Source organism: Erythrobacter mangrovi, assembly GCF_013260645.1.
GTDB classification, from domain to species: Bacteria; Pseudomonadota; Alphaproteobacteria; order Sphingomonadales; family Sphingomonadaceae; genus Qipengyuania; species Qipengyuania mangrovi.
Map to the genome: position 1 here is coordinate 1,413,489 of NZ_CP053921.1, position 25,782 is coordinate 1,439,270.

Here is a 25,782-nt window from a genome sequence, read left to right on the forward strand (position 1 = left end):
GTCACGGTTCGAACGAACCGATGCGAAGTTTGCGTGTGCACGGAGTGGGAAATACGGTTCTTACGGGATCCCTATGGACGGCCTAATCCCGTCACGACCATTCGCTCTCTCTCGGCAATTGGGTCCTAGACACTCCGCCGTCGCCAATCGAACCCGAGCTGGAGGCTGCAGCTTGCGCTGGTCAATGAGATCGTCACCCGACCGCCAGTCCGATTGGGGATGAAGGGAATATAGAACTGCCGAAAAGTTCCGTCCTCGCGGGCGCTTAGCCGGTACTCGACGCCAGGAATCCGTCCATCGATTTCCTGCGCCGCATCGTTGGTCAGCCGGTACCGCACGGGTTCCCCGGAACGGAATCCGACTGCCGAAATCCGGTAGAACAGCCCGTTGCCGATGATGTCTGCCCGGCAGGTGCCCGTCTCGACCTCGTCGACCAGGCGCCAGCCTCTCGCGATAGTGATGTCTTCGCTCGCAGAAGCCGGGAAGGGCAGTGTGATCGCCAATACTGCCAAGGCGATCTTCGACATGCCGTGCGCTTTGCTCATATGCACCCCCGCGATGGATGCAGCCAGACTAGCACCTGTGGCCAAGGGTGCGGCGCCCAATCTTTGCCTTGCTTAGAAACGGGACAATGCGATGGCCCGAGCTTCCGAAGGGCTTAATGAGGGGCGTATTCAGAAATCGAACGTGCCGGAGAAGATCGGTACGCTTGTCCCCGAAACGCTGGTCCTGATTTCCGGACCGACGCGCCATGCGCGCGCGGCGATCAGGCTGGGACGACCCATCTCCAGCCCCTGGTGCACGGTGAAGTCGATTTCGTCGCCGCCTAGCCGATCGAGCAGCAGGCCGGCCAATGGCGCGTTGGCGCTGCCCGTTGCGGGATCTTCCCAGGTTCCGGCCAGCGGCGCGAACATGCGCGCCCACAGGGTCCGCTCTTCGCGGGCGTAGACGAACAGCGAGAAGCGCCCGTTGAGTTCAGGATAGTCATCGGCGGCGCGATGGAAGGCCGCCAGATCGGGGGTGCAGCGCGCCACGGCGTCGCGTTCGATCTCGGCGAAGATATAGGGATTGCCGCAGGTCGCGAAGATGGGGGCGTGGGTCGTCGCGACGATGTCGCTCGCCGCGATCTGCAGGCATTCGGCGATGCGCTCGTGCGGGAACTCCATGCCCATGACCACCGGCTGCGGGGCCTCGACCGTACCGCCCACAGGCGAGCCGTTCGCATCCCGCGAAAGCGTGACCTTGGCGATGCCGGCGGGGATTTCGAGCCGTGCCATATCGCCATCGATCATGCCCTTCCGTGCCATGACGAATGCGGTTCCGATCATCGGATGGCCCGCGAAGGGCATTTCATGCTTGCGGTTGAATATCCGCACGCGGGCGTCGTTCGCGGGATCGGCGGCACGGAGGACGAAGGTCGTCTCGCTATAGTTCATTTCGGCAGCCAGTGCCTGCATCGTGGCATCGTCGATGGCGTCGGCTTCGACGAACACGGCCAGCGGATTGCCGCCAAAGCGCCGGTCGGTGAACACGTCGACGGTTTCGAAACGCACGGATGCCATGGAACCTCCTCTTGACGAGTGGTTCGGTAGTTGGCAAAAAAACGAAATGCAAGGCGAAAAGATCTATCGTGTCCTGGCCAATGCGCACCGACTGCAGATCCTCGAATGGCTCAAGGACCCGGCCGCCAACTTCCCGCCGCAGGTCGACGGCGACCTGGTGGAAGACGGCGTGTGCGCGGTGCTGATTGCCAAGAAGCTGGGGCTGACACCCTCGACACTCAGCGAGCATATGCGCCTGCTGGTGGAGGCGGATTTCGTCACGCCCAAGCGGATCAAGCAATGGACCTTCTACCGCCGCAATGAGGGGCGGATTGCCGAAATTGGTAAGGCGCTCGCCAACGGTTTGTAGGCGGGTAGGTCTCCAGAAGGGCTGACATTTGGAAACCGGTCGGATCCGCCGTGTAATTTTGACTCTGCGGGGCGTCGGCACGGTGCGGTGACGCACTCTCGACCGCTTGTTACACGTGGTTTGCCGACCAGTGTCCGAAGTGCAATGCAGAGGCCTATCTAGAATATCTAATAATCAACTGATTATTCATAGTCTCACCAAATAACGTTGTGCAATCAACGGCATTGCGGAGAGTAGTATGCTGCGTGCGAGTTTTCTGGCGAAGTACTTGGCGGCGATGGAATCTCCCCTAACGGCTTGCGCCAATGATTGTTCGAGCACAGTCAGGAATGGGTGGTGGCCCTTGGTTCTCCTCGGTGTATTCGTCATGTTCTGGTCGTGGAAGTGGGTCCGTCAAGCTCCTGCGGGGATCGCATTCGAACCGAATGATCCCGCAATGTTAGTCGCGAAAGCAGAGGCAAGGGAGAGCCTTCCGACGTTTTGGCATGCCTATCACCACCCAGATCCGAATGATCGGGAATTCATACTGAAGTTCAATCTCACTCCCGAGAGCGATGCTGAGTTGATATGGGCAACTGACATAGCTGTCCGCGGTGATCGGGTTTTCGGGAGACTTGGCAATCAACCGCTCGCACCAGACTTCCACCAAGGGCAAGAAGTTGAGATTGACCCTGATCAGATCGTAGATTGGTCATACGTCAAGAATGGGGTCGCCCAAGGCCACTTTCAGACAAGAGTGATGATGTCGTATATGCCAAGTCATGTAGTCAAGGAAGCCAAGCAACAATTGGGCTGGGCCGACTGAAGATAAGCAATCTAGCATCGTTGCCGCTGTTGGAGGACATTCGCTTCGGACCTAAAATCAATCGTTCGGCGGCATATCCCAATAACCCAAAGCGGCAACTCGGTTAGCGACCACGATCGCGGGCAATAGGCGGAGTTGTCAGGAAAACTACATGGCCGACGCGACTCGATACACAGGCATGACCGTAGTTGAACGTCTCTTTCATGCTGGTCTGATGGAGGCATTTGATACCGCTGTAAGAGCGAGGAATCGCGCCAAGCTGCTCCACTTGCTCAGGTTGGTGGATATTGAGGATGCCAGGGCTTCTGTGGACATGATACTTAAGGATCCGGAGCGCTATGGCTGGTAGCATGGGGCACTTCACGCCCTTTAGCGGTCGAATTTACCTGACACGAAATACTCTGCGAGCAGGCTGGTTGAAGACGAACCGGTTGCGAGTATCGGTGAAGTGCTGGGCATTGCGGTTATGGTCGAGAGTATGCTGAACCCCTACGCAAGTCGCGCTGAAGCCCTGAGATCGAAGAGTCCTCAGCTGGTCGGGGATTTCGTGCTCTACGCCACCAAAGATGGGGGCAAGCACTGGCCTGCCTGGCCCGGTTGGGGGTGTCTTTGCAGGCTCGGTGAAGGACTCGATCAACCGGGTTATATTGCCTGGCCGCTACTGGAAGAGCCGCTCCAGCCGGGAGATAAGCGCGAAAACGTTGGATTTGTCTTCTTGTCCGCAGAGGGAGCTGACGTCATGCGCAATGCAGGGAAGTTCTACCTATGGGACAGCGGATTGATTGGGGAAGTGTCAGTCGTCGATTAGCGCTCGCTTGCCATCCGAAAAGGCTCAGCCTGGAGTGTCCGCAAGCCTTCACCTTGTATGATCAAACAGTGCGGCACCAGCATCACAAGGGGTGATTGTCTATGTCGCTTTGATCTCTGCTATGAGAGCAATCGCGACAGCTCTGAATTGCGCGCTCGCAAGAAGCTCATCAACAGCTCGGGATATTGCTCGGACACGGCGGCTTGCACCGATGGGCGCTGCATGATGCGATCGCGCCAGGCTGAGGTGCGCGGCAGTCCGTCGGTCACGCCCAGCGGCAACTTTGCCTCGATGACGTCGAAATAGCGCATCGCCGTCGCCCAGACGCCGTCGATCAGGCGGAACTGCTCGCCTTCGAAGAAGGGACCGGCGATTTCGGGCTCGATCCGCTCGAACTTGGTGCGGATCTCTGCGCGCTTCGCTTCGAACGCCGCCGCGTCGGGCGCATTGTAGAGGCCGGCGATCGCATTGAGCAGGGTCGAGCCGAACTCGATCCAGCTCCGCTGCCGCGCGCGTGCCAGCGGGTCGGTGAGGTGGAGCGCGGGGGCTGCGGTCTCGTAGAGGTATTCGGCGATCACCTGGCTCTCGAACAGGGCCGTGCCATCCACTTCGAGCACAGGGGTCTTGCCCAAGGGCGAGATTGCCAGGAACCAGTCGGGCTTGTTGCCGAGGTCGATGTCGACCCGTTCGAACGGCACGCCCGCCTCCAGCATCACGATCGCGGCGCGTTGAACATAGGGGCAAAGCTTGTGGCTGATAAGGCGCATTTCGGTCACTCGTTGAATTTAGATGCATTTGCATATAAATATGGAAGAGGCGACGACAAGGGGTGGGGCGTCTTGGTTGGGAATGACCAGTTGGCGGATGGCGATTCGGCGAGGGCGTGGCCCGCGGTCGTCCGGGCTTACCAGGATGTTCGGCGCGATGCGGAAGCCGCGCTCAGGCGCCACGGGCTGAAGTCTCTCGAGGAATATGACGCGCTGCTCGAACTGCGCAGGGCTGCGCGGCCGCTCTCGCTATCCGAACTGGAGGCCGAAACGCTGCTGCGGCAGTACCAGATTTCGCGCCTTGTCGACCGGCTCGAGGCGAGGAGATTGGTGGAACGCGCGGTGGCGCCCGACGATGGCCGATCGCGCCTCGTGACGCTGACCAAGGCCGGCCGACTGACCCAGAAAGCGGCAGGGCGCGCCTATGCCGAAGTGCTCGACAAGCGCTTCGCAAACCGGCTGGCCAACGACGAGCTTTCGATGCTTCGGCGGTTACTTCTGCGCGTAGGCGCCGATTGAGTCCTTATCATTACTTGTTTGCCCGGAGCGTGGCCGCTAAGCCGCGCGTCAACCAACCCACTTCGTCAGGTTTTCTGCATGCCCCTGTCTTCCATGAAACGCGTCCTGCTCAAGCTCTCGGGCGAGGTGCTGATGGGCGACCAGCAGTTCGGGATCGACCCGGCCTTCGTGCTGGAACTGGCGAAAGAGGTGAAGGCGGCCAAGGACACCGGGCTCGAGATTTGCCTCGTCATCGGCGGTGGCAACATCTTCCGCGGCATGGCCGGGGCGGCGCAGGGCATGGACCGTGCACAGGCCGACTACATGGGCATGCTCGCCACGGTGATGAACGCGCTGGCGATGCAGAGCGCGCTCGAGCAGATCGGCGTCCAGACCCGGGTGCAGAGCGCGGTGCAGATGGACCAGGTGTGCGAGCCGGTGATCCGCCGCCGGGCCGAGCGGCACCTCGAAAAGGGGCGTGTCGTCATCTTCGCGGCTGGCGTCGGCGCCCCCTATTTCACCACCGATAGCGGTGCCGCCCTGCGGGCCGCCGAGATGAACTGCGACGCGCTGCTCAAGGGCACCAGCGTCGATGGGGTCTATGACAGCGATCCGAAGAAGAACCCGGACGCAAAGCGCTTTGACACAGTGAGTTACGGCAAGGTCCTGGCGGATGATCTGAAGGTCATGGATGCCAGCGCCGTGGCGCTGTGTCGCGACAACAACATTCCGATCGTGGTCTTCTCGATCCGCGAGAAGGGCAATCTTGCCCGGGTCATCGCGGGCGAGGGCGTGCAAACGGTCGTCACCAACTGAGCAGAACGGAAGAATAGAGGAAGCCGACATGGCCAAGTACGACAAAGCCGATATCGAGCGCCGCATGAAGGGCGCTGTGGAGAGCCTCAAGGGCGATCTCGGCGGGCTGCGCACCGGGCGCGCCAACACCAGCCTGCTCGATCCCGTGGTGGTCGAAGTCTATGGCGCGATGATGCCGCTCAACCAGATCGCCACCGTCTCCGCCCCCGAGCCGCGCATGCTCAGCGTGCAGGTGTGGGACAAGTCGAACCTGACCGCGGTGGAGAAGGGGATCGCTAAGGCCAATCTCGGCCTCAACCCGATGATCGACGGCCAGACGCTGCGCCTGCCGTTGCCTGACCTGACTGAGGAACGTCGCAAGGAGCTCGCCAAGCTGGCTGGCAACTATGCCGAGCAGGCCAAGATAGCGATCCGCAACGTCCGCCGCGACGGCATGGAAGCGCTCAAGGAAGATGAGAAGAAGAAGGAAATCTCCGAGGACGAGCGCAAGCGGTCCGAGGACGACGTCCAGAAACTGACCGACAAGTATGTCGCGGAAGCGGACGCGGCGGCCCAGGCCAAGGAAAAGGAAATCCTGAGCCAGTAAGCGGCTCGGGGTTGGCAAGAACATAATGAGCGGGGAAGGGCAGCACGCACGGCACGTCGCCATCATCATGGATGGCAACGGTCGCTGGGCGAAGCGCAAGCACCTGCCGCGCGCCATGGGGCATCGCAAGGGCGTAGAGGCGGTGCGCGAGCTGGTGCGCAGCCTTAGAGACACCTCGATCGAATGCCTGACGCTCTACGCTTTCAGCAGCGAGAACTGGAAGCGACCCGAGGACGAGGTCGACGATCTGATGAACCTGATGCGCAAGTTCATCAAATCGGACCTGCCCGAATTCATCGCCAACGACGTGAAGCTGCATATCCTTGGCGATTGGCAGGCGCTCGCACCCGACATCGTGGAGATGCTGGAGGACGCGCTGGAGCAGACCAGCAAGGGCTCGCGCACTCTGGCGGTGGCGCTGAATTACGGTTCGCAGGCGGAAATCGTGCAGGCCGCTCGCAAGGCGGCTGCTGCCGGTGAGATCACCGTGGAGAGCCTCGCCGCCAACCTCTTTTCGGCTCCGCTCCCCCCGCTCGACCTGCTGATCCGCACCAGCGGTGAGGTGCGCCTGTCCAATTTCCTCTTGTGGCAGGCGGCCTATGCCGAGATGATCTTCACCGATGTCCTGTGGCCGGACTTCACGCCCGACCACCTCAAACAGGCACTCGAGGATTTCGCCAACCGGGAGAGGCGCTTTGGGGGACGCTGAGACAATCGCCGCAGCCGCGCCGCGCAAGAACGCGGACCTTCCTGTACGAGTCGCTTCGGCGGCGGTCATGCTCGCGGTGGCAATCGGCGCGCTGATCGCAGGTGATCCCTGGCTCGACCTGTTCATCGGTGCCGTGGTGCTTGTGGGCTTCGGAGAGCTTGTCCGATTGGTGTGGAAGGCGACCCCCAACCTTGCGTTGCGGCTGGGAGGGATCGCCTTCGGGGTAGCCTATATGGGTATTGCCGGCCTGGTCATGAGCCGTTTGCCCGTCCCGCTGGTGATCGGGCTCGTCGGCACGGTGATCTGCATCGATACCTTCGCCTATTTCACCGGCCGTGCGCTGGGCGGACCCAAAATCGCCCCCTCCATCAGCCCGTCGAAGACCTGGGCGGGCCTGTTGGGTGCCATCATCGGGGCAACGCTATGGTTGGTAATCTGGGTTGCCGCCGTGCGCTATCCGATGACTGGCAGCATGCTGCCGCAGTTCGACATGATCGATATGAGCCAGATACTCTTCATCGGCCCGCTTGCCGCCGTCTGCGCACAGGCGGGTGATTTCTTCGAGAGCTGGCTCAAGCGCAAGGCCGGGGAGAAAGACTCCTCGCAGCTCATCCCGGGCCATGGTGGGGTATTCGATCGTATCGACGGGATGATTCCGGCCGCGCTGCTGGCAGGCGCGTTGCTGGGCGGCGCCGGATGACCCGCTCGATATCCATCCTCGGCGCAACCGGTTCGGTCGGGGCGTCAACGCTCGACCTGATCCGTCGCAATCGCGCCGATTGGCGGGTCGTCGCGCTGACCGCCAATGGCAATGTCGCCGAACTCGCCGCATTGGCCCGCGAGTTTGCCGTTGAAGTGGCGGTGGTCGCCGATGAGAAGCGCCTGGGCGATTTGCGCGAAGCGCTCGCGGGTACGGGTATTGTGGCGGCAGCAGGACGCGACGCGCTGTGTGAGGCAGCTTCCCGTCCGGTGGACATGACGGTCGCCGCGATCGTCGGTTGTGCGGGCCTTGGGCCTGTGATGGCCGCGATTGAGCAGGGCGGCACTATCGCGCTCGCCAACAAGGAAGCGTTGGTTTCCGCCGGCGACGTGATGACCGCGGCAGTGGCAAGGCACGGCGCCACGCTGTTGCCTGTGGACTCGGAGCACAATGCGATCTTCCAGTGCCTTGCGGGTAGCCGGATCGGGGACGTCCGCTGGATCACTTTGACCGCCAGCGGTGGCCCCTTGCGCCTGGTCGAAGATCTCAGCGCAGTGACACCGGAGCAGGCGATCGCACACCCGAATTGGGACATGGGCGCCAAGATCAGCGTCGATAGCGCGACCATGTTCAACAAGGGCCTCGAACTGATCGAGGCGCATCACCTGTTTCCCGTCGGTCTCGACCGGATACGCATCGTTGTGCACCCGCAAAGTGTGATTCACTCGATGGTCGAATACCGCGATGGCTCGACGCTGGCGCAGCTCGGCCCATCCGATATGCGTGTACCCATCGCTTCGTGCCTGGCCTGGCCACAGCGGATGGACACGCCATGTGCGCCGCTCGATCTCGCCGCCATCGGTGAATTGACCTTTTTCGCTCCGGACGAAGTGCGCTTCCCCGCGACCCGCCTGGCGCGAGAGGCGGCCGAAGCGGGTGGGGCGGCGCCGGCCGTACTCAACGCCGCGAACGAAGTGGCCGTCGCCGCCTTTCTCGCACGTAAGATTCCGTTCAGCCGTATTGCCGTATTGGTAGAGCGTGTGCTGGACGACCGCAGCTTTTCCTCAGCGCCCGGGTCCCTTGAAGAGGTTCTGGGCGTTGACGCAGAGGCGCGCATGCGGGCCACCGAATTGTTGGAGCTAGCCTGACCTTGGACCTGACCTTGCCCCTGTGGGTTTACTACGTGATCGGCTTCCCGCTGCTGTTGGGACCATTGGTGACGGTGCACGAACTCGGCCACTATCTCGTCGGCCGCTGGTTCGGCGTGCATGCGGAGGCTTTCTCTATCGGTTTCGGTAAGGAAATCTGGGGTTTCACGGACAAACGTGGTACGCGCTGGAAACTCGCGCTGCTTCCGCTTGGCGGCTATGTCCAGTTCAAGGGCGATATGAACCCGGCGAGCATTCCCGATGCCGAGGCGATTGCCAATGCCACCGTCGACGAACGCGTGGGCAGCTTCCATCACGCCGCGCTTTGGAAACGGGCGCTGATCGTCTTTGCCGGACCTGCGACCAATATCCTGCTGACGCTGGCAATCTTTGCCAGCTTCTTCGCTTTCTTCGGCAAGCCGGTTCCTGCCGATGCCGAACAGCAGCTTACCATCTCCACCTTTGCCGAGCAGTCGCCGGCCCGCGAGGCGGGACTGAAGGTAGGGGATCGCATCGTATCGATCGATGGTGAGGCAGTGCACGGCTTCCGCGATGTGCAGGATGCGATCCTGCTCTATCCTGGGCGGACCCTGGACATCACGGTACTGCGCGGTGGTACGGAGCTGACCATTCCCGTTACTGCGGGTAGCCACGAGATTACCGACAAATTCGGCAATGTTTCGCGCATTGGGCTGGTCGGTATCGCGGCGACGGATGCGACCTATGCTTACGAGCCGCAGGGGCTGGTTTCGAGCCTCGGTCTCGCGGTCGACCACTCGCTCGGGATCGTCGATATGATGGTGACCGGCATCGGCCAGATCGTCAGCGGCGAAAGGTCGGTCAAGGAACTCGGCGGACCGGTCAAGATCGCCAAGTATTCGGGTGAACAACTGAGCCTGGGGTCGCTCGCCTTCATCAACTTCGTGGCGCTGATCTCGCTTAATTTGGCATTCATCAACCTGCTGCCAATCCCGGCTCTCGACGGCGGGCACCTGGCTTTCTACGCGGCGGAAGCGGTCCGTCGGAAGCCAGTCGGTCCGCGCGGTCAGGAAGTGGCGTATCGTGCCGGCGTGGCCCTCGTGCTCATGCTTATGATCTTCGTCACTGTGAACGACCTGGCGGGTCTCCCGGTATTCGGGAAATAGCCGGGGAAAGGAAAGGCGAGGGGTCGGCAAATCGCTGCAGCAATGCTTGATTGGCGGGGTCGCATCGGGCAGGGGACGCACAGGCTGCCCCATACCGTGTGGCCTGACGCCGGTTCGGGGCAGCTGCCTGCCGGGTCTTCGAGATTTTGAAGAGGACGGGGATCCCCTTGTCGATGACTGATTTTGCATCTGCTGCCGCGCGTCGCACCACCCCTCATGCGCGGCTGGCAATCGCCTTGCTGGCTGGGACCATGCTGGCGGGTGTGCCGCAGATCGCGGCAGCTCAAGAAGAGAGTGAGGAAGCCGCAGCGCCCGCTCCCGTTCCGCAACAGGACACGGTGCGTACGATCGCTGTGATCGGAGCGCAGCGTCTCGAGCCGCAGACGATCCTGTCTTATATCAGGCTGCGGGTAGGCGACACCTGGACTCAGGCCCTTGGTGACCAGGTCCTCAAGGACCTTTACGCTACCGAACTCTTCTCGACCGCCAGTGTGGTCAACAACAGCGGTGATGTAGTAATCACCATTGTTGAGAACCCGGTGATCAACCGCATCATCCTCGAAGGCAACAAGCGGCTCAAGAACGACAAGATCCTGCCCGAAATCAGGCTTTCGCCGCGGCAGATCTTCACCCGTTCCAAGGTTCGCGCCGACGTGGCCCGCATCATCGAGCTGTACAAGCGCCAGGGGCGTTTTGCCGCGACGGTCGAACCAAAGATGGTGGAGCTGAGCCAGAACCGCGTCGACATCGTTTACGAGATCAACGAAGGACCGAAGTCCAAGGTCCGCCAGATCAACATCATCGGTAACGAGAAGTTCTCCGATGGCGACCTGCGCGGGGAAATGCTGACCAAGCAGGCGCGGTTCACGAGTTTCTTCAGTTCGAACACCAGCTACGACCCTGACCGCCTTGCCTTCGACCAGCAGAAGCTGCGCCAGTTCTACCTGACCGAAGGTTACGCCGATTTCCGCGTCGTCTCGGCTGTGGCCGAGCTGACGCCTGACAAGCGCGACTTCATCATCACCTACGTGATCGAAGAGGGCGAGCGCTACAAGTTCGGCGACGTGAAGGTCGAAAGCCAGATCCGCGACTTCGACAGTGAAGCGATGACCGGTCGGTTGGCGATGACGGGAGGCGACTGGTACGATGCCAAGGCGGTCGAGGATACTGTCGAGCAGCTGACCGAGTTGGCCGGAACCTTCGGCTACGCCTTTGCCGACATCAGCCCCGAGTTCAATCGCAACCCCGAAACGCTGACGATGGACGTGACCTACGTCCTGCGCGAGGCGCCGCGCGTCTACGTCGAGCGGATTGACGTCAACGGCAACACGCTGACGCAGGACAAGGTTGTCCGCCGTGAGTTCCGTGCCGCGGAAGGCGATGCCTTCAACTCACTCGCGATCAGACGCTCGACCGCGCGCATCAATTCTCTCGGCTTCTTCCAGGAGAATTTCGAGATCAACCAGGTCGAAGGCAGCCAGCCCGACCGGATCGTGCTCGAAGCGAATGTGGAAGAGCAGGCCACGGGTGAACTCCAGCTGTCCGCTGGCTTCAGCTCGCTCGAAAGCTTCATCCTTGCCGGCTCGATCCGCCAGCGCAATTTCCGTGGGCGCGGCCAGACGATTGGGCTCAGCCTCAACTACTCGCGCTATTCGCGTTCGGCTCAGATCAGCTTCACCGAGCCATACGTGTTCGATCGCAACATTTCGCTCGGTTTCGACGTCTATCGCCGCGACTACAACAGCTTCAATTTCCGCAATAGCCAGCGGAACACCACGTTCGAGCAGGCCACGACGGGGTTCTCTCTTCGTGCAGGTGTTCCGGTGACCGAGTACGTGTCGGCAATCGGCAGCTATACCTTCAATTACGATGACGTTACGCTGGGGCGGGAGTACTTCAGCGATCGTGATGGCGACGGGGTGTTTACCTGCGATCCGATCATCGCCGGCCGTTATCTGTGCGAAGCTATTGGCAACCGGGTAAGTTCGATTATCGGCCTGACACTGGCTTACGATACACTCGACAGCCGCCTGCGTCCGTCGCGCGGTGAGACTGCAAGCATCACTACTGAATTTGCGGGCCTAGGTGGGTCGGTTAAATACCTGCGTGCCAGGACGCGTGCGGCAAAGTACTGGTCTGTCGGTTCGGGATTCATTTTCTCGGTAACTGGCGAGGGCGGCTACATCCATGGACTTGGTGGGAGCGATACTCCCGGTACCGACTCCGTTCGCCTGACGGATCGCTTCCAGCTCGGTGAACCGCAGATTCGTGGCTTCGACATTCGCGGCATTGGCCCACGCGTCGTTCGTTTGCAGTATGTCGATGACGACAATGATGCGACAACACCGGACGTTCCGCAGTCGATTGAAGAGGCCCTCTCTGGTCGTCGTCGTATCGACGACGCGCTCGGCGGACGTGCGTACTATTTGGGGCGTGCCGAACTGGAGCTTCCGCTCGGATCCGGCGCGCGCGAACTGGGCCTGCGTCCGTCGATCTTCTTCGATGTTGGATCGTTGTTCAAGGTGACGAGGCCGATCCTGCAAGACTTCCCCTTGGGGATTCAGGAACAGGATGCCAATGGCAATCTGATCTACCTGCAGCGCAGCGTCGATGATCGGGGTAACGATGTGATTCTTCGTGTCGCCAACCCCACCGCGCCGGATGGTAGCGCAAACTCGCCGTCGTACATATCCGGGACGAACTTCAAGGAGGTGTTCGTTGGCGACAGCCCGTCCCCGCGCGTCTCGATCGGCATCGGCGTGAACTGGAATTCGCCTTTCGGGCCGTTCCGGATCGACTTTTCCAAGGTGCTCAAGAGCCAGACCGGCGATGACACCAAACGCTTTTCCTTCAACGTAGGGACCCAGTTCTGATGACTTCCAAGACCAACATTCTTTCGGCCGTCGCGCTTGCCGGCGCCGCCTTAATCGCCGTTCCCGCTTCGGCACAGGTTGCAGGCATTGCGACCAGCAGCCCCGAAGCCGTGATCGTCCGCTCGCAGGCTCGGATCAACGCCTACCAGCAGATCGAGACGCAGTATGCCGCGCAGATCCAGCAGGTCCGCACGCTGCGTCAAGAAGCCGCGACGCTCCAGCAGAGCCTCGACACCAACAAGGACGGCCAGCTTTCGCAGCAGGAAGTCCAGGCCAATCCCACCGTGGTGCAGCAGATCCAGCAGAAGGAACAGGCGATCCAGACGGCTTCGCAGCCGATCGTGCTTGCCCAGACCTACGCGATCGAGCAGCTGATCAACGACTACGCTAACGTCCAGCAGCAGGTGATCAACCAGAAGAAGATCCAGATCATGCTGACGCCCGATGCGATCCAGTGGGCACCGGAGGTGGTCAACGTGACCGATGACCTGGTCAACGTGCTCAACCAGCGCGTCCCTGCCGTCCAGATCACGCCGCCGGCAGACTGGCGCCCGCGCCAAGAATCGCTCCAAACGCAGCAGACCGTTTCGCAGGTCATCCTGCAGGTCGCCCAGCAACAGGCCGCCCAGCAAGCTGCGCAACAGCAGCAGCCGACTGGTCGCTAAGCGCGAACGAACAGGGGCAGGAAGATGAGCGATTCCGGTTTCGACGTCGTCGAGGTGCTGAAGCGCCTGCCGCACCGCTACCCCCTGCTCCTGGTCGACCGCGTCAAGGAACTCGTTCCCGACGAACGTATCCATGCGGTCAAGGCGGTCAGCTTCAACGAGGATTTCTTCCAGGGGCACTTTCCCGGCGCACCGATCATGCCCGGTGTGCTCCAGATCGAGGCGCTGGCGCAGGCTGCCGGCGTGCTCGCGGTGGAGAGCCTCGGGCTCGCGGGTTCGGGCAAGCTGGTCTATTTCATGGCGATCGAGAACGCCAAGTTCCGCGCGCCGGTGACACCGGGCGTGCTGCTCGATCTCAAGGCCAGCTTCGTCCAGAAGCGTGCGCGGGTGTGCAAGTTCGCGGGCGAGGCTTCGGTCGAGGGCAAAGTCACCTGTGAAGTCAGCTTCACCGCGATGATCGCCGACGCTCCCGAATAAGGTTGCCAACTTGGGCGCTCGCCGCTATGCGCGCGCCTTTCCCATTCACAGCTGGACCGGTCGGAACCGTTCCGAAGCTAGAAGGACGCTTATCATGAAGGCCGAAGGGCACCCCGACTATCACATGATCACGGTCAAGATGACCGATGGTACCGAATTCCAGACCCGCTCGACCTGGGGCAAGGAAGGCGACACGCTCGCGCTCGAAATCGACCCGACCAGCCACCCGGCCTGGACTGGTGGTCGCCAGCAGCTGCAGGAAGGTGGCCGCGTTGCCGCGTTCAACAAGCGTTTCGGTGGTCTTTCGCTCAAGAAGTAAGCTTCTCACGCGATCAAGAAATCAGGGAAGGGCGGTCCATGGGGCCGCCCTTTCTCGTTTCGCCAGGCCTATTCTGCGCAATTAATGCAGCGGGTGGCAATTGGGCGAGCTTCCAGTCGGGCACGGCCGATGGGTCCCCCGCAGGATGCGCAGGTCCCATAGGTTCCATTGTCGATCCGCAGCAGCGCGGCTCGAATCTGCGCAATTTCCTGTCTCAATACGTCGTCGACCCCGGCCAGCGCTTCATCGTCTGCCAGATCGATGGCCTGTTCGCTCGAATCGGCTTCCAGCGGGTGGCGCAGGTCGTCTTCGACAGCCTCTGCGCGTTCAAGCAGGTCGTCCATGCGCTTGCGCAGTATCTCGGCCAAATCTGAATAGTCGGTCATCACCACCCCCAGGGTTTCTCGCGATACCACTTGGTTATCACGTATTTCAGTCCTTTGCGCACCTTCATCCCGTGATGGATGGTGTTGGGATTGCCTCGTCCATCAGGGTGTCGGTTATTCCAGCATAGCAGCTTGCCAGCTTCCGGCTGGAAGATCTTGCCAACTGCCTTGAACCGTGTCGCACCCCCGGCCTCCACGTCATTGAGATAGATCATGAATGTCCAGGTGCGCTGCCCGGCAATCGAGCAGTATTTGGTCCAGTCGGCGCCGCCCGGGTTGAAATAGTCGCAATGGGCCTTGAACTCCTGGCCTATCGCATAGCGCTGACCCTGGACGGGTTCTCCATGGCTCGGGTCGATGCCATTGAGCGCCTCCAGCAGGCTTTCGAGCCTCTCGACCACCGGTAGCCCTGCTTCGAGATCGCAGGTCTCGCTGGTTCGGAAATAACGGTCATCCCCCGCATCGGCGAGGGTCGAGGGGCGACGGTCCTGTTCGATCAGTTCCATCAACTCGCGGCACAGGTCCTGCGACAGGAAGTTGCGCAGCTGGAACAGCTCGACCTTGTCGCTGGGCACCCGCTGCATGTCACTGCGCGCGAGGAGTCGTTCTGCCGAAGATTCGCCGGGCCCCATCGAACGCGAGGATAGACGTCTGTCGGAGCTCGCGAAAGATAGTTACGTCGCGCGTGATCTGTGCGCTTTTTCACTTCCCATTTAGGACGTGTTGTGCAACAGGCCCTCGCCGCTGCGGCAAGCGGGTTGACGCCCGCCCAGCCGCGCGTATCAGGCCCCCTTCCCGGACGGTTCCGGGGGCATGTGGCGATCGTAGCTCAGTTGGTTAGAGCGCCGGTTTGTGGTACCGGAGGTCGCGGGTTCGAACCCCGTCGATCGCCCCATCTTCCCCCCGATTTAACCGCTCATCACGAGGAATTGGGGCAAGAGCTATGACGGCTTTCTGGACCGAAGCGGATTTCGACGATCACGAGCTGGTGGAGGTCGTGCGCGACCCCAAGAGCGGCCTGACCGCGATTATCGCGCTTCATTCGACATATCTCGGCCCCGGCGCTGGCGGGACCCGCTTCTGGCACTACGCCAATCCTGCAGACGCGATGCGCGACGCGCTGCGCCTGTCACGCGGGATGAGCTACAAGAATGCCATGGCAGGCCTGCCGATGGGCGGAGGGAAGGCCGTCATTCTCGCTGACAAGGACCGTACCAAGAGCCCCGAACTGCTTGCGGCCTTTGCCGATGCGGTTCAGGCGCTGGGCGGCAAATACGTAACTGCCGAGGACGTCGGTATTTCCGAAGCCGACATGGCGGCCGTGGCGCAACGTACCCAATACGTATCGGGCCTGCCGGTCGAGGGTGAGGATACGGCGGGCGGCGATCCCGGTCCGTTCACCGCACTCGGCATTTTCCTCGGCATCAAGGCCGCGGTGAAGCACAAGCTGGGCAAGGATAGCGTCGAGGGTGTCCACGTCGCGATCCAGGGTACCGGCAGCGTCGGCGGCGGTGTAGCCCGCCTGCTGGCGAAAGAAGGCGCGCGGCTTACGCTTTCGGACATCCACATGGACCGTGCAGAGGCCCTTGCAACCGAGCTTGGCGCCGACACAGCCGCGCCTGAAGCGATCATGTCGGTCGCCTGCGATGTCTTCAGCCCCAACGCCCTTGGCGCGATTCTCGACGACGAGGGGATTGCCCGCCTCGACTGCCAGATCGTCGCCGGTGGCGCGAACAACCAGCTTCGTCGCCCGGAGCATGGCCCCATGCTGGCCAAGCGCGGTATCCTCTACGCTCCCGATTACGTCATCAATGCAGGCGGGATCATTTCGGTGACGCTCGAATACCTGTGCCGCAACGAGCAGGCGCCTTGCGACATCAACGAAGTGCGCAAGCGGATCGCCCAGATCCCGGGCCGTCTCGAGACGATCTGGACGGAAAGCGACGCCAGCGGCGCTTCTCCAGACCAGGTCGCGGACCGCATGGCGCAGGAGCTCATTGGGCGCTGATTTGCCGGTTAGCCGTTGGAGCATGGCATTAGGCCATTGTTTCCAGCGCCAAGCACTGCCAAAGCGGCGACCGGACAGGTAATCGATGCACGGCTTCGCCAACCCCAAACGCTTTCTTTCCCTTGCAGGCTGGTTGACCCCGCTCCTTTTGGCGAGTGGATTGCTGGTCAGCGCGGGTGCGCTCTGGTGGGGGCTGACCCGCGTCCCGCCCGATCGTTTGATGGGCGAGACCGTTCGCATCCTGTTTCTCCACGTCCCCACGGCATGGCTGGGTATGGGCGGCTGGACCGCGATAGCGATCTCGAGCCTGGTGTTCCTGGTCTGGCGGCATCCGCTGGCGGCGCTCGCCGCGCGTGCCGCGGCCGTACCCGGCCTGGTCTTCACCATCATCTGCCTTGCCACCGGATCGATCTGGGGGCGGCCGACCTGGGGTAAATGGTGGGTCTGGGACGGGCGACTGACCAGCATGCTGGTGCTGGCGTTTCTCTACGTCGCCTATATCGCGCTGGCGCAGGCGGCTGAACGCGAAGGCGTAAGCCCGCGCATCCCGGCGATTTTCGGCCTGCTGGGTGCAATCAACATCCCGATCATCAACCGCAGCGTGGTGTGGTGGAATTCGCTTCACCAGCCGCCCAGCATCACCATGGGCAAGAGCGCGATCGATCCAACCTTCCTCAATCCCCTGCTGATTGCCGTGCTCGGTTTCTCGCTGCTGTTCGGGGGGGTGGTGCTGGCCCGCATGCGGGCGTTGCTCGCCGACATCCAGGCTGATGCACGATTGCGCCGCAAAGCGATGGAGACGGCCTGATGCGCGAAGCACTGGACCAGTGGAATTTCGTCGTTGCCGCCTACGTAATTGGGGTAGTCAGTACGCTGGCCATGGTCGCCTGGAGCTGGATCGATATGAAGCGCGCCGAAAAACGCCGCGAGGAGGCACGACGGAAGTGAGCCAGATGAAAGCCAAGCACCAGCGGCTCGTACTGGTTACTCTCGCGCTGGTCGCGATTATCGGGGCGGGGCTGCTCGCCGTGTATGCGCTGCGCAACCAGGCGAGCTACTTTTATCTCCCCGAACAGATGCTCGCCGACCCGCCGCAGCCGGGGCAGGCGGTTCGCCTTGGCGGAATGGTCGAAGTGGGTTCGCTGAAGACCGACCCTGACGGCGTGACGATGCACTTCATGGTCACTGGCAAGGATGATTCGCGTGTCCCGGTCCGTTTCAGCGGAATTGCCCCGGATCTCTTCGTCGAGGGATCCGGCGTCGTTGCGGAAGGAAAGCTCGGCGCCGACGGGACCTTCGTCGCCGACAACCTGCTCGCGAAGCATGACGAGAACTATGTCCCCAGGGAACTTGAGGGGATGAACGAGCATCAGGCCGCCAAGATGGCCGAGGAAACCACGGTCGGCCTCAAGTGATTGCAGAACTCGGTCTTGCTGCCCTGTGGCTCGCTGCAGCGCTCGCTGCGCTGCAACTAGTGGCGGGTTTCCTGGCGGCACGCGCCGATGGCGAAACTGAGCTTGCGGCGCTGATCCGGCCGGCGGCCGTGGTGCAGGGCGCCCTTGCAGCCGTCGCATTCGCCATGCTGATCTGGCTGTTCGCAATCACCGACCTCTCGGTGAAGCTGGTGGCGGCCAATTCGCACTCAATGAAGCCGCTGGTGTTCAAGATCGCCGGCGCCTGGGGCAACCACGAAGGTTCGATGCTGTTGTGGGTGACGGTCATGGCACTGGCCGGAGCGCTCATCGCGCTGGTCGAACGGCGCCTGCCCGAACGGACAATGCAGGCGACGCTTGCCGCACAAGGCGTTGTATCGCTAGGATTTTATGCCTTCCTGTTGTTCAGCTCGAACCCGTTCGAGCGCTTGCCGATTCCGGCTGCGGAAGGTCAGGGGCTCAACCCGCTGCTGCAGGATCTCGGCCTCGCCTTCCACCCGCCGACACTCTACCTCGGATACGTCGGACTTTCCGTGGCCTTCAGCTTCGCCGTGGGTGCATTGATCACGCGACAGGTCACTTCCGAATTCGCGCGCGCCATGCGGCCATGGGTGCTCGGTGCCTGGGTTTTCCTGACGATCGGCATTACCGCCGGTTCCTACTGGGCATACTACGAGCTCGGCTGGGGTGGCTGGTGGTTCTGGGACCCGGTCGAGAACGCGTCTTTGATGCCCTGGCTTGCCGCGACGGCACTCCTCCATTCGGCCAGTGTGCTGGCCAGCCGCGATGCGCTGCGTACCTGGACGATCATGCTCGGCGTGGTTGCCTTCTCGATGAGCATGGTCGGAACCTTCCTCGTGCGTTCGGGCATTCTGACCAGCGTCCATGCCTTCGCCGTCGATCCCGAACGCGGGAGCTTCATCCTGGCGCTGCTGGCACTTTACATCGGTGGTGCGTTGCTGCTGTTCGCACTGCGTGCGAGCACGATCAGTGAGGGCGAACGGTTCACCGTCGCCAGTCGCGAAGGGGCACTGGTGTTCAACAACGTCATGCTCAGCGCGATCCTGGCGATCGTGCTGCTTGGCACGCTCTACCCGCTGGTGACCGAGGCCTTCGACGTGCGCGTTTCGGTCGGGCCGCCCTATTTCAACCCAGTCGGCGCGATCTTCGCGGTACCGATGCTGGTGGTGATGACCGTCGGCCCGCTGCTGCGCTGGCGGCAGGACCGGCTGGAGCGCGTGCGCAACGAGGTGGCGCTGGTCGCCGCGCTGATGCTGGCGGCACTGGTGCTGTTCAGCCTGCTTGCCAGCGTGTCTTTGCTGCCGCTGCTTGGCCTGGCGCTGGGCATCGGGGTTGGCGTTGCCAGTATTCTGCCGCTGCGCGGACGCAAGCTCACGCGGGTTCCCCTGGCGACCTGGGGCATGGTTGTGGCGCATTTCGGCATCGCCGTGGCGCTGCTCGGCATGGCCAGCGAAAGCGCTTTTTCGACCGAGAGACTCGCGGCGGTGCAAGTGGGCGAGGCAACCACGGTCGGTCCGTGGGCGATCACGCTTGAAGGCGTGGAGCCGGTTGCCGGACCCAATTGGACCGCGCTCGAGGGCCGCATTGCCGCGCGCTATGACGGTGGTGAGCCCACGGTTATCGATCCGCAGGCGCGCAGTTTCTGGGCGCCACCGCAACAGACCACCGAAAGTGCCCTGATAACCCGCTGGAACGGCCAGCTTTACGCCGTGGTCGGCGACCAGGCAACCGATGGCCGCTGGCAGTTGCGGCTGTGGTGGAAACCCTTCGTGACGCTGATCTGGTACGGCGGCCTGCTGGTGGCGCTTGGTGGCGTTCTCGCCTTGGTTGGCCGGGTGTTGAGCGATCTCAAGCGCCGACACGTGGTCAAGCGCATGGCGGAACGGCGCAAGGAACAGGAGGCGCTGTCATGAGCTGGCGCCTGTGGATCCCGTTGCTGCTGTTTTCCGGCTTCCTGGGCCTTGCGGCCTACCAGCTGACACAGCCGAAGGACGAATTCGTCGAGAGCCGCATGATCGGCCAGCCGCTTCCCTATTTCGACCTGCCGGCCGCTGCCGATGGACTGGTCGGCGCGAAGAATGCGGATTTCGCCGACGGCAAACCGCGCCTGCTCAATATCTGGGCGAGCTGGTGCGTCCCCTGCATCGCCGAGGCTCCACAGCTGGAAGCGCTGAAGCAATCCGGTGTCGAGATCGTCGGCATTGCGATCCGCGACCGGCCCGAAGACGTCACCCGTTTCCTGGGCCAATACGGCAATCCCTATGTCGCCGTAGGTCGCGACGACCTGTCCGAAGTCCAGCTGGCGATCGGCTCCTCCGGCGTTCCGGAGACCTTTGTGATCGATGGCAAGGGTGTGATCCGCTACCAGCACATCGGCGATATCCGCGCCGGCGATGTCCCCACGCTGCTCGCCAAGCTGCAGGAGGCCGCACAATGATCGGGCGCATTTTCGCGGTACTGATGCTGGCCCTGGCGGTTCCTCTCGCGGCGCAGGACACCATGCCGCCGGCACCCTATGCCTATCGCCAGCTCGACGATCCGGCGCAGGAGGCCGCGGCGCAGGAATTGATGGAGACGCTGCGCTGTCTCAAGTGCCAGTCGCAGTCGATTGCCGATAGCGATGCCCCGATGGCTGGCGACATGCGCCACCAGGTTCGCATCCGCATCGCCGCGGGCGAAGAGCCTGAGGCCATCCGCCTGTGGCTGATGCAGCGTTATGGCGATTATGTCAGCTACAAGCCCGAAGTCAGCGCAAGCACCTGGCCACTGTTCGCGGTGCCGCTGCTGCTGGCACTGGTCGCGGGCATGATCCTGTTGCGCCGCTTCAGGGGGCGCGCATGACCTGGGTGCCGATCCTTGCGCTCGCGGCGTTGACCTTTGTCGGGGCGATCTTCCTGCTGAAGTTGCCGCGCACGGTGTGGATGCTGTTCGCTGCCGGCTTGCTGTTCGGCTTGGCTGGATACGCCTTGCAGGGCTCGCCGGGTCTGCCCTCCGCGCCGGCTTCGGGTGCCGTCGAGCAATCGGCAGAGACCGGGGAACTGCTGGTGCAGGCGCGGCGGGAATTCTATCCCGAGGGCCAGCTTCCGTCGCGTTTCGTCGTTACGGCAGACGCCTTTGCGCGGCGCGGGCAGTTCGAACAGGCGGCGAATTTCCTGCGCAACGCGGTTTTGGAGAATCCCAACGACGGCGAGGCCTGGCTGGCGCTTGGCAATGCCCTGGTCGAACATGCCGAAGGCGAATTGACGGCGGCTGCGCTCTACGCTTTCACCCAGGCCGAGCGGGTCCAGCCTGGCAGCCCGGCGCCGACATATTTCGTCGGCCTTGCGTTCCTGCGCGCCCGGCAGCCGGAGCGGACCCGCGCGCTATGGTCCGAATTGCTGGCGAGGGCACCCGAGGATGCACCCTGGCGCCCTGTCCTGGCCGCACGACTTGTGCGGCTGGAGGAATTGATGGGTATCTCGCAAGAGGCGGAAGCAGAGGGATCCGGGCAGTAAGCCGCGGGTTCAGTTTTCGTTGCGGTGCGAGATAGAGGCTGCTAATCGCCGCAGCCTTGCGCCGGTACGCCGGGGCGCAATCGCAGGTTTTTGACGCAATGCGGCAGGACAATCTTATCCCATGAGCGAGGCCACCGTGCCGCAGACAGCCACCCCGGACGAAGCTTCGGGCGAGGGCGAACACACGCATGGCCACGGCCATGGGACCCGCACTGCGCTCGCGATCGGTGCGATCGGGGTCGTGTTCGGCGACATCGGTACCAGTCCGATTTACGCGTTCCGCGAAACCTTTTCCGGGACGGTTGATATTGCGATTGACCGGATGCACGTACTCGGTGTCGTAAGCTTGATCTTCTGGTCAATGGCAATCGTCGTGGCCCTGCAGTACGTCACCATCCTCATGCGTGCCGACAACAAGGGGCAAGGCGGCAGCCTCGCACTGATCGCGTTGATCAGTCGCCATATCGGCAGCACGAAGTACGGTTGGCTGGTCGTACTGCTGGGCGTTTTCGCCACTTCCCTGTTCTATGGCGACAGTATGATCACACCGGCGATCTCGGTCCTTTCGGCGGTCGAGGGGCTCACGGTGGTCGACCACCGGCTTGATCCGCTGGTCATCCCGATCGCGCTGGTCTTGCTGGTCTTGTTGTTCCTGTTGCAGCGCCGGGGGACGGCAAAGGTGGGCGCACTCTTCGCGCCAGTGATGATCATCTATTTCCTCACGATAGCCGGGCTGGGGCTCAACCAAATCGCTCAAAACCCGGACATCCTGTGGGCGCTCAGCCCCTATTACGCGGTGATGTTCTTTGTCAGCGATGGGTTGGTTGCCTTCATCGCGCTGGGCGCGGTTGTGCTGGCGGTGACCGGCGCGGAAGCGCTTTACTCCGATATGGGGCACTTCGGGCGCGGCCCGATGCGGCTTTCCTGGTTCGGGTTCGTGATGCCATGCTTGTTGCTCAACTATTTCGGCCAAGGCGCGATGATCGCCAGCTTGCAGCCGGAACAGGCGGCCGAAGTAGTCAAAAATCCCTTCTTTCTGCTGGCGGGCGAGGAGTACCGTCTTCCGCTGGTGATCCTCGCAACAATGGCGACCTTTATCGCCAGCCAGGCCGTGATCTCCGGCGCTTTCTCGATTACTCACCAAGCTATGCAGCTCGGCTTCATGCCGCGCCTCTCTATCCGCCACACTAGCGAGACTGAGGCAGGCCAGATCTATATCCCGGTGATCAACTGGGCATTGATGGTTGCCGTGATCGTACTGGTCCTGACCTTCCAGTCTTCCTCAAACCTTGCCGCGGCCTACGGCATCGCCGTCACTGGCGCGGTGACCATCGACACGCTGCTAATGGGCGTTTTGTTCGTAGGTGTCTGGAAGTGGAAATGGTGGGCTACGCTCCCGGTGGTCGTGTTTTTCCTTGTGGTCGACGGGGCCTATTTCGCCGCGAACCTGCTCAAGGTCCCGGCTGGTGGCTGGTTCCCGCTGGTCGTCGGCCTCGTCGCCTTTACCCTGCTCACCACCTGGTCGCGCGGCCGCAAGCTGATGCGCGACCGCATGAGCGAAGTCGCGCTACCGATTGAGATCTTCGCCAAGAGCGCCAAGAACTCCGCCACCCGCGTACCCGGCACGGCCATCTTCATGGCCAGTCAGACTGCCGGCGTGCCATCCGCGCTGCTCCATAACATCAAGCACAACAAGGTGCTCCACGAACGCGTGGTGATCCTGACCGTGCTTATCGCTGACACCCCGTACGTCGATAGGAACAAGCGCTGTGAAATCCACGATCTCGGCGACGGCTTCTACCGGGCTATCTTGCATTATGGGTTCATGCAGGAAACCAACGTGCCGGAAGGATTGAAGGAAATGGAACGCTGTGGCGGCAAGTTCGACATGATGCACACAAGCTTCTTCCTCAGCCGACAGACCTTGCTCCCGAGCGCCAAGCCCGGGATGCCAATCTGGCGCGAGAAAATCTTTGCCTGGATGTTGCGCAACGCCGCGACTGCGATGGACTTCTTCAACCTCCCGACCAATCGCGTGGTCGAACTGGGCAGTCAGGTGGAGATTTGAGGCGGGACTGGCGTCGCTGAATCGTCCGCTATCGATACGATTGCGGCCGTAGGATTAGCGTGGCACGGTCCGATTATGCGTCAGATTTGCGAACTGGTCAGTCCGTCCGGAGTACGGAAGCTTTACCTGTACGAGCGGGATGATTGTCGTTTCTGGTTCGAAGAGTCTTATAAAGATTTTGACCAGCATATAGGTAGTTGTTGGGCATCGTGTTTCCAGTCTGGACTTTACGACACGCTCGAAGCCTTGGAAGCCGATATGCGAGCCATGGTCCCTTGGCTCCGGGCGCAGCCGTAGTTTCCGCTTTCTACCCAATCTCGACTACCAGTTCCAAACCTTAGCCCGCTCGTCTTTCATCACTTCGGCTTCATCTTACAAGCCAGCTAATGCTTCAGCAGCATCGGGGGCAGGACGCGGGGCGAGCGCGTTAACCAGCGTGTCGACCAACGGAGCGAGCGCGGCAAAGGCAGCCTTATGCGAGGCTTCAAAGCGCTCGTCACCAAACTCCTGGTATTCGATCCCCACATGGTGGAACGCTTCCACGCCAAGATAGCGTGACGCCGTGCGTACATGCGGGGTCAAGCTGTCGCGACCCTCGTTGGGTCCTCCTGGGGCGAAGCCGAATTCGCCGAAGGATGTGAGCAGGATGAGTGTTTTGCCCCAAAACACCGGTTCAAGCGGTGCATCACCGCGGGCGAGGTCGAAGGTGAAGGTCTTGTCGACTCTCACAACCTGGTCGAACCACGCCTTGAGCGCGGCGGGCATGCCGTAATTGTACATCGGCGTTGCCATGACGATGATGTCGGCGCTGGCGACTTCGGCAATCAGTTCATCGGAAAGCGCCAGAAGTTGCTCCTGATCGGGGGTGCGCTCCTTTGCGAAAGCCGCCGCAATCCAGTTTTCGGTGACGATCGGAGGCGGGTTTCTGCCGACGTCGCGCAGGATGATCTCGTCTTCCGGACGCCGCTCATGCCAACCCAGAGTGAAACTGTCAGCAAGAGCGCGGGTAAGAGAACGCGAGGTCCGCGCGCTGGCGTCGATGCGTAGCAGTTTGGTCATTGTCGCAAGTCTCCTGAGGCAATGTCTTGTCCACGGTGCAGATCGTGGCGCAATCTCCGTGGATGAAGGGAACTTCCCGTTCGAATCTGATGCGGCCATTCTCCGGACTCGGGAGTGATCTGAGAATGAGTGCTTGCGAGAACATCGGCAAAGGGTCAGAATTCAGCCATGCATGAGCAAAATTCATTCAAGGAGTGAACCTTGAACGTCTCTTCGATCTCTCTTCCGGCATTACGTTCGTTCGATGCGGCGGCCCGCAAGGGCAGCTTCAGGGACGCGGCGGCGGAATTGGGAGTCACGCCGACCGCAGTCTCGCACCAGATTCGTACGCTCGAGGACCAGCTCGGTGTCGCGCTGTTTTTGCGCGAAACCCGCAAGGTCACCCTAACCGAGGAGGGCAATCGCCTTGCCTCCGCCACTGCAAGGGGTTTTCGCCAGATCTACGATGCGCTCGGCGACTTGCGCGACGTTTCTTCGCGCCTGACAATCGCCACGACTCCGTCCTTCGCTGCATTGTGGCTGGTCCCGCGCCTCGCAGATTTCGAGGCGAAGCATCCCGCCGCGAGTGTCCATGTCGAGACCTCTACCAAAATGGTGGATCTCGAGCGTGACCGGCGGGTCGATATCGCCATTCGCTATGGGACGGGTGAGTATCCCGGACTCGTGGCCACACCTGTCGCCGGCGAGACATTCGGAGCCTTCGCTCATCCGGAACTGCTCAGGACATATGTGGAGATCGAGGATATGTCCCTGATCGAAACGCGGTGGAGGGAGCGGTCCCTCGATCAGGTCGGTTGGGATGATTGGCTCAGGGCGCAGCAACTCGATCCTGCAAGGTTCACCAACCGGCGCAGCTTCGATCAAGAGCAGCATTCAATTCAGGCCGCGTTGGCAGGGCAGGGCATGGTCATTGCGAGCAGCCTGCTGGTTGCGGACATGCTCGACCGGGGTTGGCTCGCGCAATATCGGCCCGAGGCGCGAATTCGCGGTTTGCGCTATACGGCAGTTGCTCTGGCCGGGCATTCGGACACCCGCAAGGTTCGCCAGTTCCTAGCGTGGCTCACGGCGCAGGCGAGCAACTAGGCT

General features: G+C 61.8%; 31 protein-coding genes and 1 tRNA gene. 26 read left to right on the forward strand and 6 right to left on the reverse strand.

What is annotated here, in order from left to right; translation table 11 throughout:
• Nucleotides 1-125: 125 nt before the first annotated feature.
• Complete coding sequence (locus HQR01_RS07330) at nt 126-545, reverse strand: hypothetical protein (protein ID WP_173213918.1); 420 nt, start codon at nt 543-545, stop codon at nt 126-128.
• Nucleotides 546-674: 129 nt separating this feature from the next.
• Nucleotides 675-1,562 carry a PhzF family phenazine biosynthesis protein gene (locus tag HQR01_RS07335; RefSeq protein WP_173213920.1) on the reverse strand — a complete coding sequence of 296 codons (888 nt, stop codon included), beginning with the start codon at nt 1,560-1,562 and terminating at the stop codon, nt 675-677.
• Nucleotides 1,563-1,608: 46 nt separating this feature from the next.
• Here HQR01_RS07335 and HQR01_RS07340 point away from each other — a divergent pair, with 46 nt between their 5' ends.
• The 4 genes from HQR01_RS07340 to HQR01_RS07355 all read left to right on the forward strand — a co-directional run bounded on the left by HQR01_RS07340 (nt 1,609) and on the right by HQR01_RS07355 (nt 3,524).
• Nucleotides 1,609-1,911: an ArsR/SmtB family transcription factor gene (locus tag HQR01_RS07340; RefSeq protein WP_173213922.1), complete on the forward strand. Its 303-nt coding sequence runs from the start codon at nt 1,609-1,611 to the stop codon at nt 1,909-1,911.
• Nucleotides 1,912-2,347: 436 nt separating this feature from the next.
• A complete protein-coding gene (locus tag HQR01_RS15410) occupies nt 2,348-2,716 on the forward strand; it encodes a DUF2314 domain-containing protein (RefSeq protein WP_407644605.1) in 369 nt (122 codons plus the stop codon).
• Nucleotides 2,717-2,867: 151 nt separating this feature from the next.
• Complete coding sequence (locus tag HQR01_RS07350; protein WP_173213926.1) at nt 2,868-3,065, forward strand: hypothetical protein; 198 nt, start codon at nt 2,868-2,870, stop codon at nt 3,063-3,065.
• A gap of 117 nt (nt 3,066-3,182) precedes the next feature.
• Nucleotides 3,183-3,524 (forward strand): hypothetical protein, encoded by a 342-nt coding sequence (locus tag HQR01_RS07355; RefSeq protein ID WP_234030285.1) that lies wholly within the window; start codon nt 3,183-3,185, stop codon nt 3,522-3,524.
• A gap of 119 nt (nt 3,525-3,643) precedes the next feature.
• On the opposite strand, the gene HQR01_RS07360 is transcribed toward HQR01_RS07355, so the two are convergent.
• On the reverse strand, nt 3,644-4,291 hold the full coding sequence (locus HQR01_RS07360; protein ID WP_173216218.1) for a glutathione S-transferase family protein: 648 nt from the start codon (nt 4,289-4,291) through the stop codon (nt 3,644-3,646).
• Between the two features lie 72 nt (nt 4,292-4,363).
• On the opposite strand from HQR01_RS07360, the gene HQR01_RS07365 reads away from it, so the two are divergent.
• The 11 genes from HQR01_RS07365 (at nt 4,364) to rpmE (ending at nt 14,227) form a co-directional block, all read left to right on the forward strand.
• Nucleotides 4,364-4,810, forward strand: a complete 447-nt coding sequence (locus HQR01_RS07365; protein ID WP_173213928.1) for a MarR family winged helix-turn-helix transcriptional regulator — start codon at nt 4,364-4,366, stop codon at nt 4,808-4,810.
• Nucleotides 4,811-4,888: 78 nt separating this feature from the next.
• Complete coding sequence (gene pyrH, locus HQR01_RS07370) at nt 4,889-5,605, forward strand: UMP kinase (RefSeq protein WP_173213930.1); 717 nt, start codon at nt 4,889-4,891, stop codon at nt 5,603-5,605.
• A 28-nt stretch (nt 5,606-5,633) separates the two neighbouring features.
• Entirely contained in the window at nt 5,634-6,191 is a 558-nt protein-coding gene (gene frr, locus HQR01_RS07375; RefSeq protein ID WP_173213932.1) for a ribosome recycling factor, read from the forward strand.
• A 25-nt stretch (nt 6,192-6,216) separates the two neighbouring features.
• On the forward strand, nt 6,217-6,900 hold the full coding sequence (gene uppS / locus HQR01_RS07380; protein WP_173213934.1) for a polyprenyl diphosphate synthase: 684 nt from the start codon (nt 6,217-6,219) through the stop codon (nt 6,898-6,900).
• Nucleotides 6,887-7,600 carry a phosphatidate cytidylyltransferase gene (locus HQR01_RS07385; protein WP_234030286.1) on the forward strand — a complete coding sequence of 238 codons (714 nt, stop codon included), beginning with the start codon at nt 6,887-6,889 and terminating at the stop codon, nt 7,598-7,600. Before uppS ends, HQR01_RS07385 begins: the two co-directional genes overlap by 14 nt.
• The gene (gene dxr, locus HQR01_RS07390) at nt 7,597-8,748 is read left to right on the forward strand and encodes a 1-deoxy-D-xylulose-5-phosphate reductoisomerase (RefSeq protein ID WP_173213938.1); all 1,152 of its coding nucleotides are present in this window, start codon (nt 7,597-7,599) and stop codon (nt 8,746-8,748) included. The genes HQR01_RS07385 and dxr overlap by 4 nt, the downstream gene beginning before the upstream one ends.
• Before the next feature lie 2 nt (nt 8,749-8,750).
• A complete protein-coding gene (rseP, locus tag HQR01_RS07395) occupies nt 8,751-9,893 on the forward strand; it encodes an RIP metalloprotease RseP (RefSeq protein WP_234030287.1) in 1,143 nt (380 codons plus the stop codon).
• A gap of 173 nt (nt 9,894-10,066) precedes the next feature.
• Nucleotides 10,067-12,766 carry an outer membrane protein assembly factor BamA gene (gene bamA / locus HQR01_RS07400; RefSeq protein ID WP_173213940.1) on the forward strand — a complete coding sequence of 900 codons (2,700 nt, stop codon included), beginning with the start codon at nt 10,067-10,069 and terminating at the stop codon, nt 12,764-12,766.
• On the forward strand, nt 12,766-13,431 hold the full coding sequence (locus HQR01_RS07405) for an OmpH family outer membrane protein (protein WP_173213942.1): 666 nt from the start codon (nt 12,766-12,768) through the stop codon (nt 13,429-13,431). Before bamA ends, HQR01_RS07405 begins: the two co-directional genes overlap by 1 nt.
• Before the next feature lie 24 nt (nt 13,432-13,455).
• On the forward strand, nt 13,456-13,908 hold the full coding sequence (fabZ, locus tag HQR01_RS07410) for a 3-hydroxyacyl-ACP dehydratase FabZ (protein ID WP_173213944.1): 453 nt from the start codon (nt 13,456-13,458) through the stop codon (nt 13,906-13,908).
• A 94-nt stretch (nt 13,909-14,002) separates the two neighbouring features.
• On the forward strand, nt 14,003-14,227 hold the full coding sequence (rpmE, locus tag HQR01_RS07415; RefSeq protein WP_173213946.1) for a 50S ribosomal protein L31: 225 nt from the start codon (nt 14,003-14,005) through the stop codon (nt 14,225-14,227).
• Between the two features lie 68 nt (nt 14,228-14,295).
• Here rpmE and HQR01_RS07420 read toward each other — a convergent pair whose 3' ends face one another.
• Entirely contained in the window at nt 14,296-14,613 is a 318-nt protein-coding gene (locus HQR01_RS07420) for a TraR/DksA family transcriptional regulator (RefSeq protein WP_173213947.1), read from the reverse strand.
• The gene (locus tag HQR01_RS07425) at nt 14,613-15,197 is read right to left on the reverse strand and encodes a prolyl hydroxylase family protein (RefSeq protein ID WP_234030288.1); all 585 of its coding nucleotides are present in this window, start codon (nt 15,195-15,197) and stop codon (nt 14,613-14,615) included. The genes HQR01_RS07420 and HQR01_RS07425 overlap by 1 nt, the downstream gene beginning before the upstream one ends.
• Nucleotides 15,198-15,431: 234 nt before the next feature.
• Between HQR01_RS07425 and HQR01_RS07430 the strand changes: the two genes are divergently transcribed.
• The 10 genes from HQR01_RS07430 to HQR01_RS07475 all read left to right on the forward strand — a co-directional run bounded on the left by HQR01_RS07430 (nt 15,432) and on the right by HQR01_RS07475 (nt 23,637).
• A tRNA-His gene (locus HQR01_RS07430) sits at nt 15,432-15,508 on the forward strand.
• A 48-nt stretch (nt 15,509-15,556) separates the two neighbouring features.
• Nucleotides 15,557-16,621 (forward strand): Leu/Phe/Val dehydrogenase, encoded by a 1,065-nt coding sequence (locus tag HQR01_RS07435; protein WP_173213951.1) that lies wholly within the window; start codon nt 15,557-15,559, stop codon nt 16,619-16,621.
• A gap of 85 nt (nt 16,622-16,706) precedes the next feature.
• A complete protein-coding gene (gene ccmC, locus HQR01_RS07440) occupies nt 16,707-17,429 on the forward strand; it encodes a heme ABC transporter permease CcmC (protein WP_173213958.1) in 723 nt (240 codons plus the stop codon).
• Nucleotides 17,429-17,569: a hypothetical protein gene (locus HQR01_RS07445; RefSeq protein ID WP_173213960.1), complete on the forward strand. Its 141-nt coding sequence runs from the start codon at nt 17,429-17,431 to the stop codon at nt 17,567-17,569. The genes ccmC and HQR01_RS07445 overlap by 1 nt, the downstream gene beginning before the upstream one ends.
• 5 nt (nt 17,570-17,574) lie before the next feature.
• Nucleotides 17,575-18,036: a cytochrome c maturation protein CcmE gene (gene ccmE, locus HQR01_RS07450; protein WP_173216222.1), complete on the forward strand. Its 462-nt coding sequence runs from the start codon at nt 17,575-17,577 to the stop codon at nt 18,034-18,036.
• Nucleotides 18,033-19,988, forward strand: coding sequence for a heme lyase CcmF/NrfE family subunit (locus tag HQR01_RS07455; protein WP_173213962.1), 1,956 nt, complete (start codon nt 18,033-18,035; stop codon nt 19,986-19,988). The genes ccmE and HQR01_RS07455 overlap by 4 nt, the downstream gene beginning before the upstream one ends.
• The gene (locus tag HQR01_RS07460; RefSeq protein ID WP_173213964.1) at nt 19,985-20,512 is read left to right on the forward strand and encodes a DsbE family thiol:disulfide interchange protein; all 528 of its coding nucleotides are present in this window, start codon (nt 19,985-19,987) and stop codon (nt 20,510-20,512) included. Before HQR01_RS07455 ends, HQR01_RS07460 begins: the two co-directional genes overlap by 4 nt.
• Nucleotides 20,509-20,916: a cytochrome c-type biogenesis protein gene (locus HQR01_RS07465; protein ID WP_173213966.1), complete on the forward strand. Its 408-nt coding sequence runs from the start codon at nt 20,509-20,511 to the stop codon at nt 20,914-20,916. Before HQR01_RS07460 ends, HQR01_RS07465 begins: the two co-directional genes overlap by 4 nt.
• A complete protein-coding gene (locus tag HQR01_RS07470) occupies nt 20,913-21,569 on the forward strand; it encodes a tetratricopeptide repeat protein (protein WP_173213968.1) in 657 nt (218 codons plus the stop codon). The genes HQR01_RS07465 and HQR01_RS07470 overlap by 4 nt, the downstream gene beginning before the upstream one ends.
• Nucleotides 21,570-21,690: 121 nt before the next feature.
• On the forward strand, nt 21,691-23,637 hold the full coding sequence (locus tag HQR01_RS07475) for a potassium transporter Kup (RefSeq protein ID WP_173213970.1): 1,947 nt from the start codon (nt 21,691-21,693) through the stop codon (nt 23,635-23,637).
• 372 nt (nt 23,638-24,009) lie between these two features.
• Here HQR01_RS07475 and HQR01_RS07480 read toward each other — a convergent pair whose 3' ends face one another.
• Nucleotides 24,010-24,696, reverse strand: a complete 687-nt coding sequence (locus HQR01_RS07480) for an FMN-dependent NADH-azoreductase (RefSeq protein ID WP_173213972.1) — start codon at nt 24,694-24,696, stop codon at nt 24,010-24,012.
• A gap of 201 nt (nt 24,697-24,897) precedes the next feature.
• Here HQR01_RS07480 and HQR01_RS07485 point away from each other — a divergent pair, with 201 nt between their 5' ends.
• The gene (locus HQR01_RS07485) at nt 24,898-25,779 is read left to right on the forward strand and encodes a LysR substrate-binding domain-containing protein (protein WP_173213974.1); all 882 of its coding nucleotides are present in this window, start codon (nt 24,898-24,900) and stop codon (nt 25,777-25,779) included.
• The last annotated feature ends 3 nt before the right edge of the window (nt 25,780-25,782 follow it).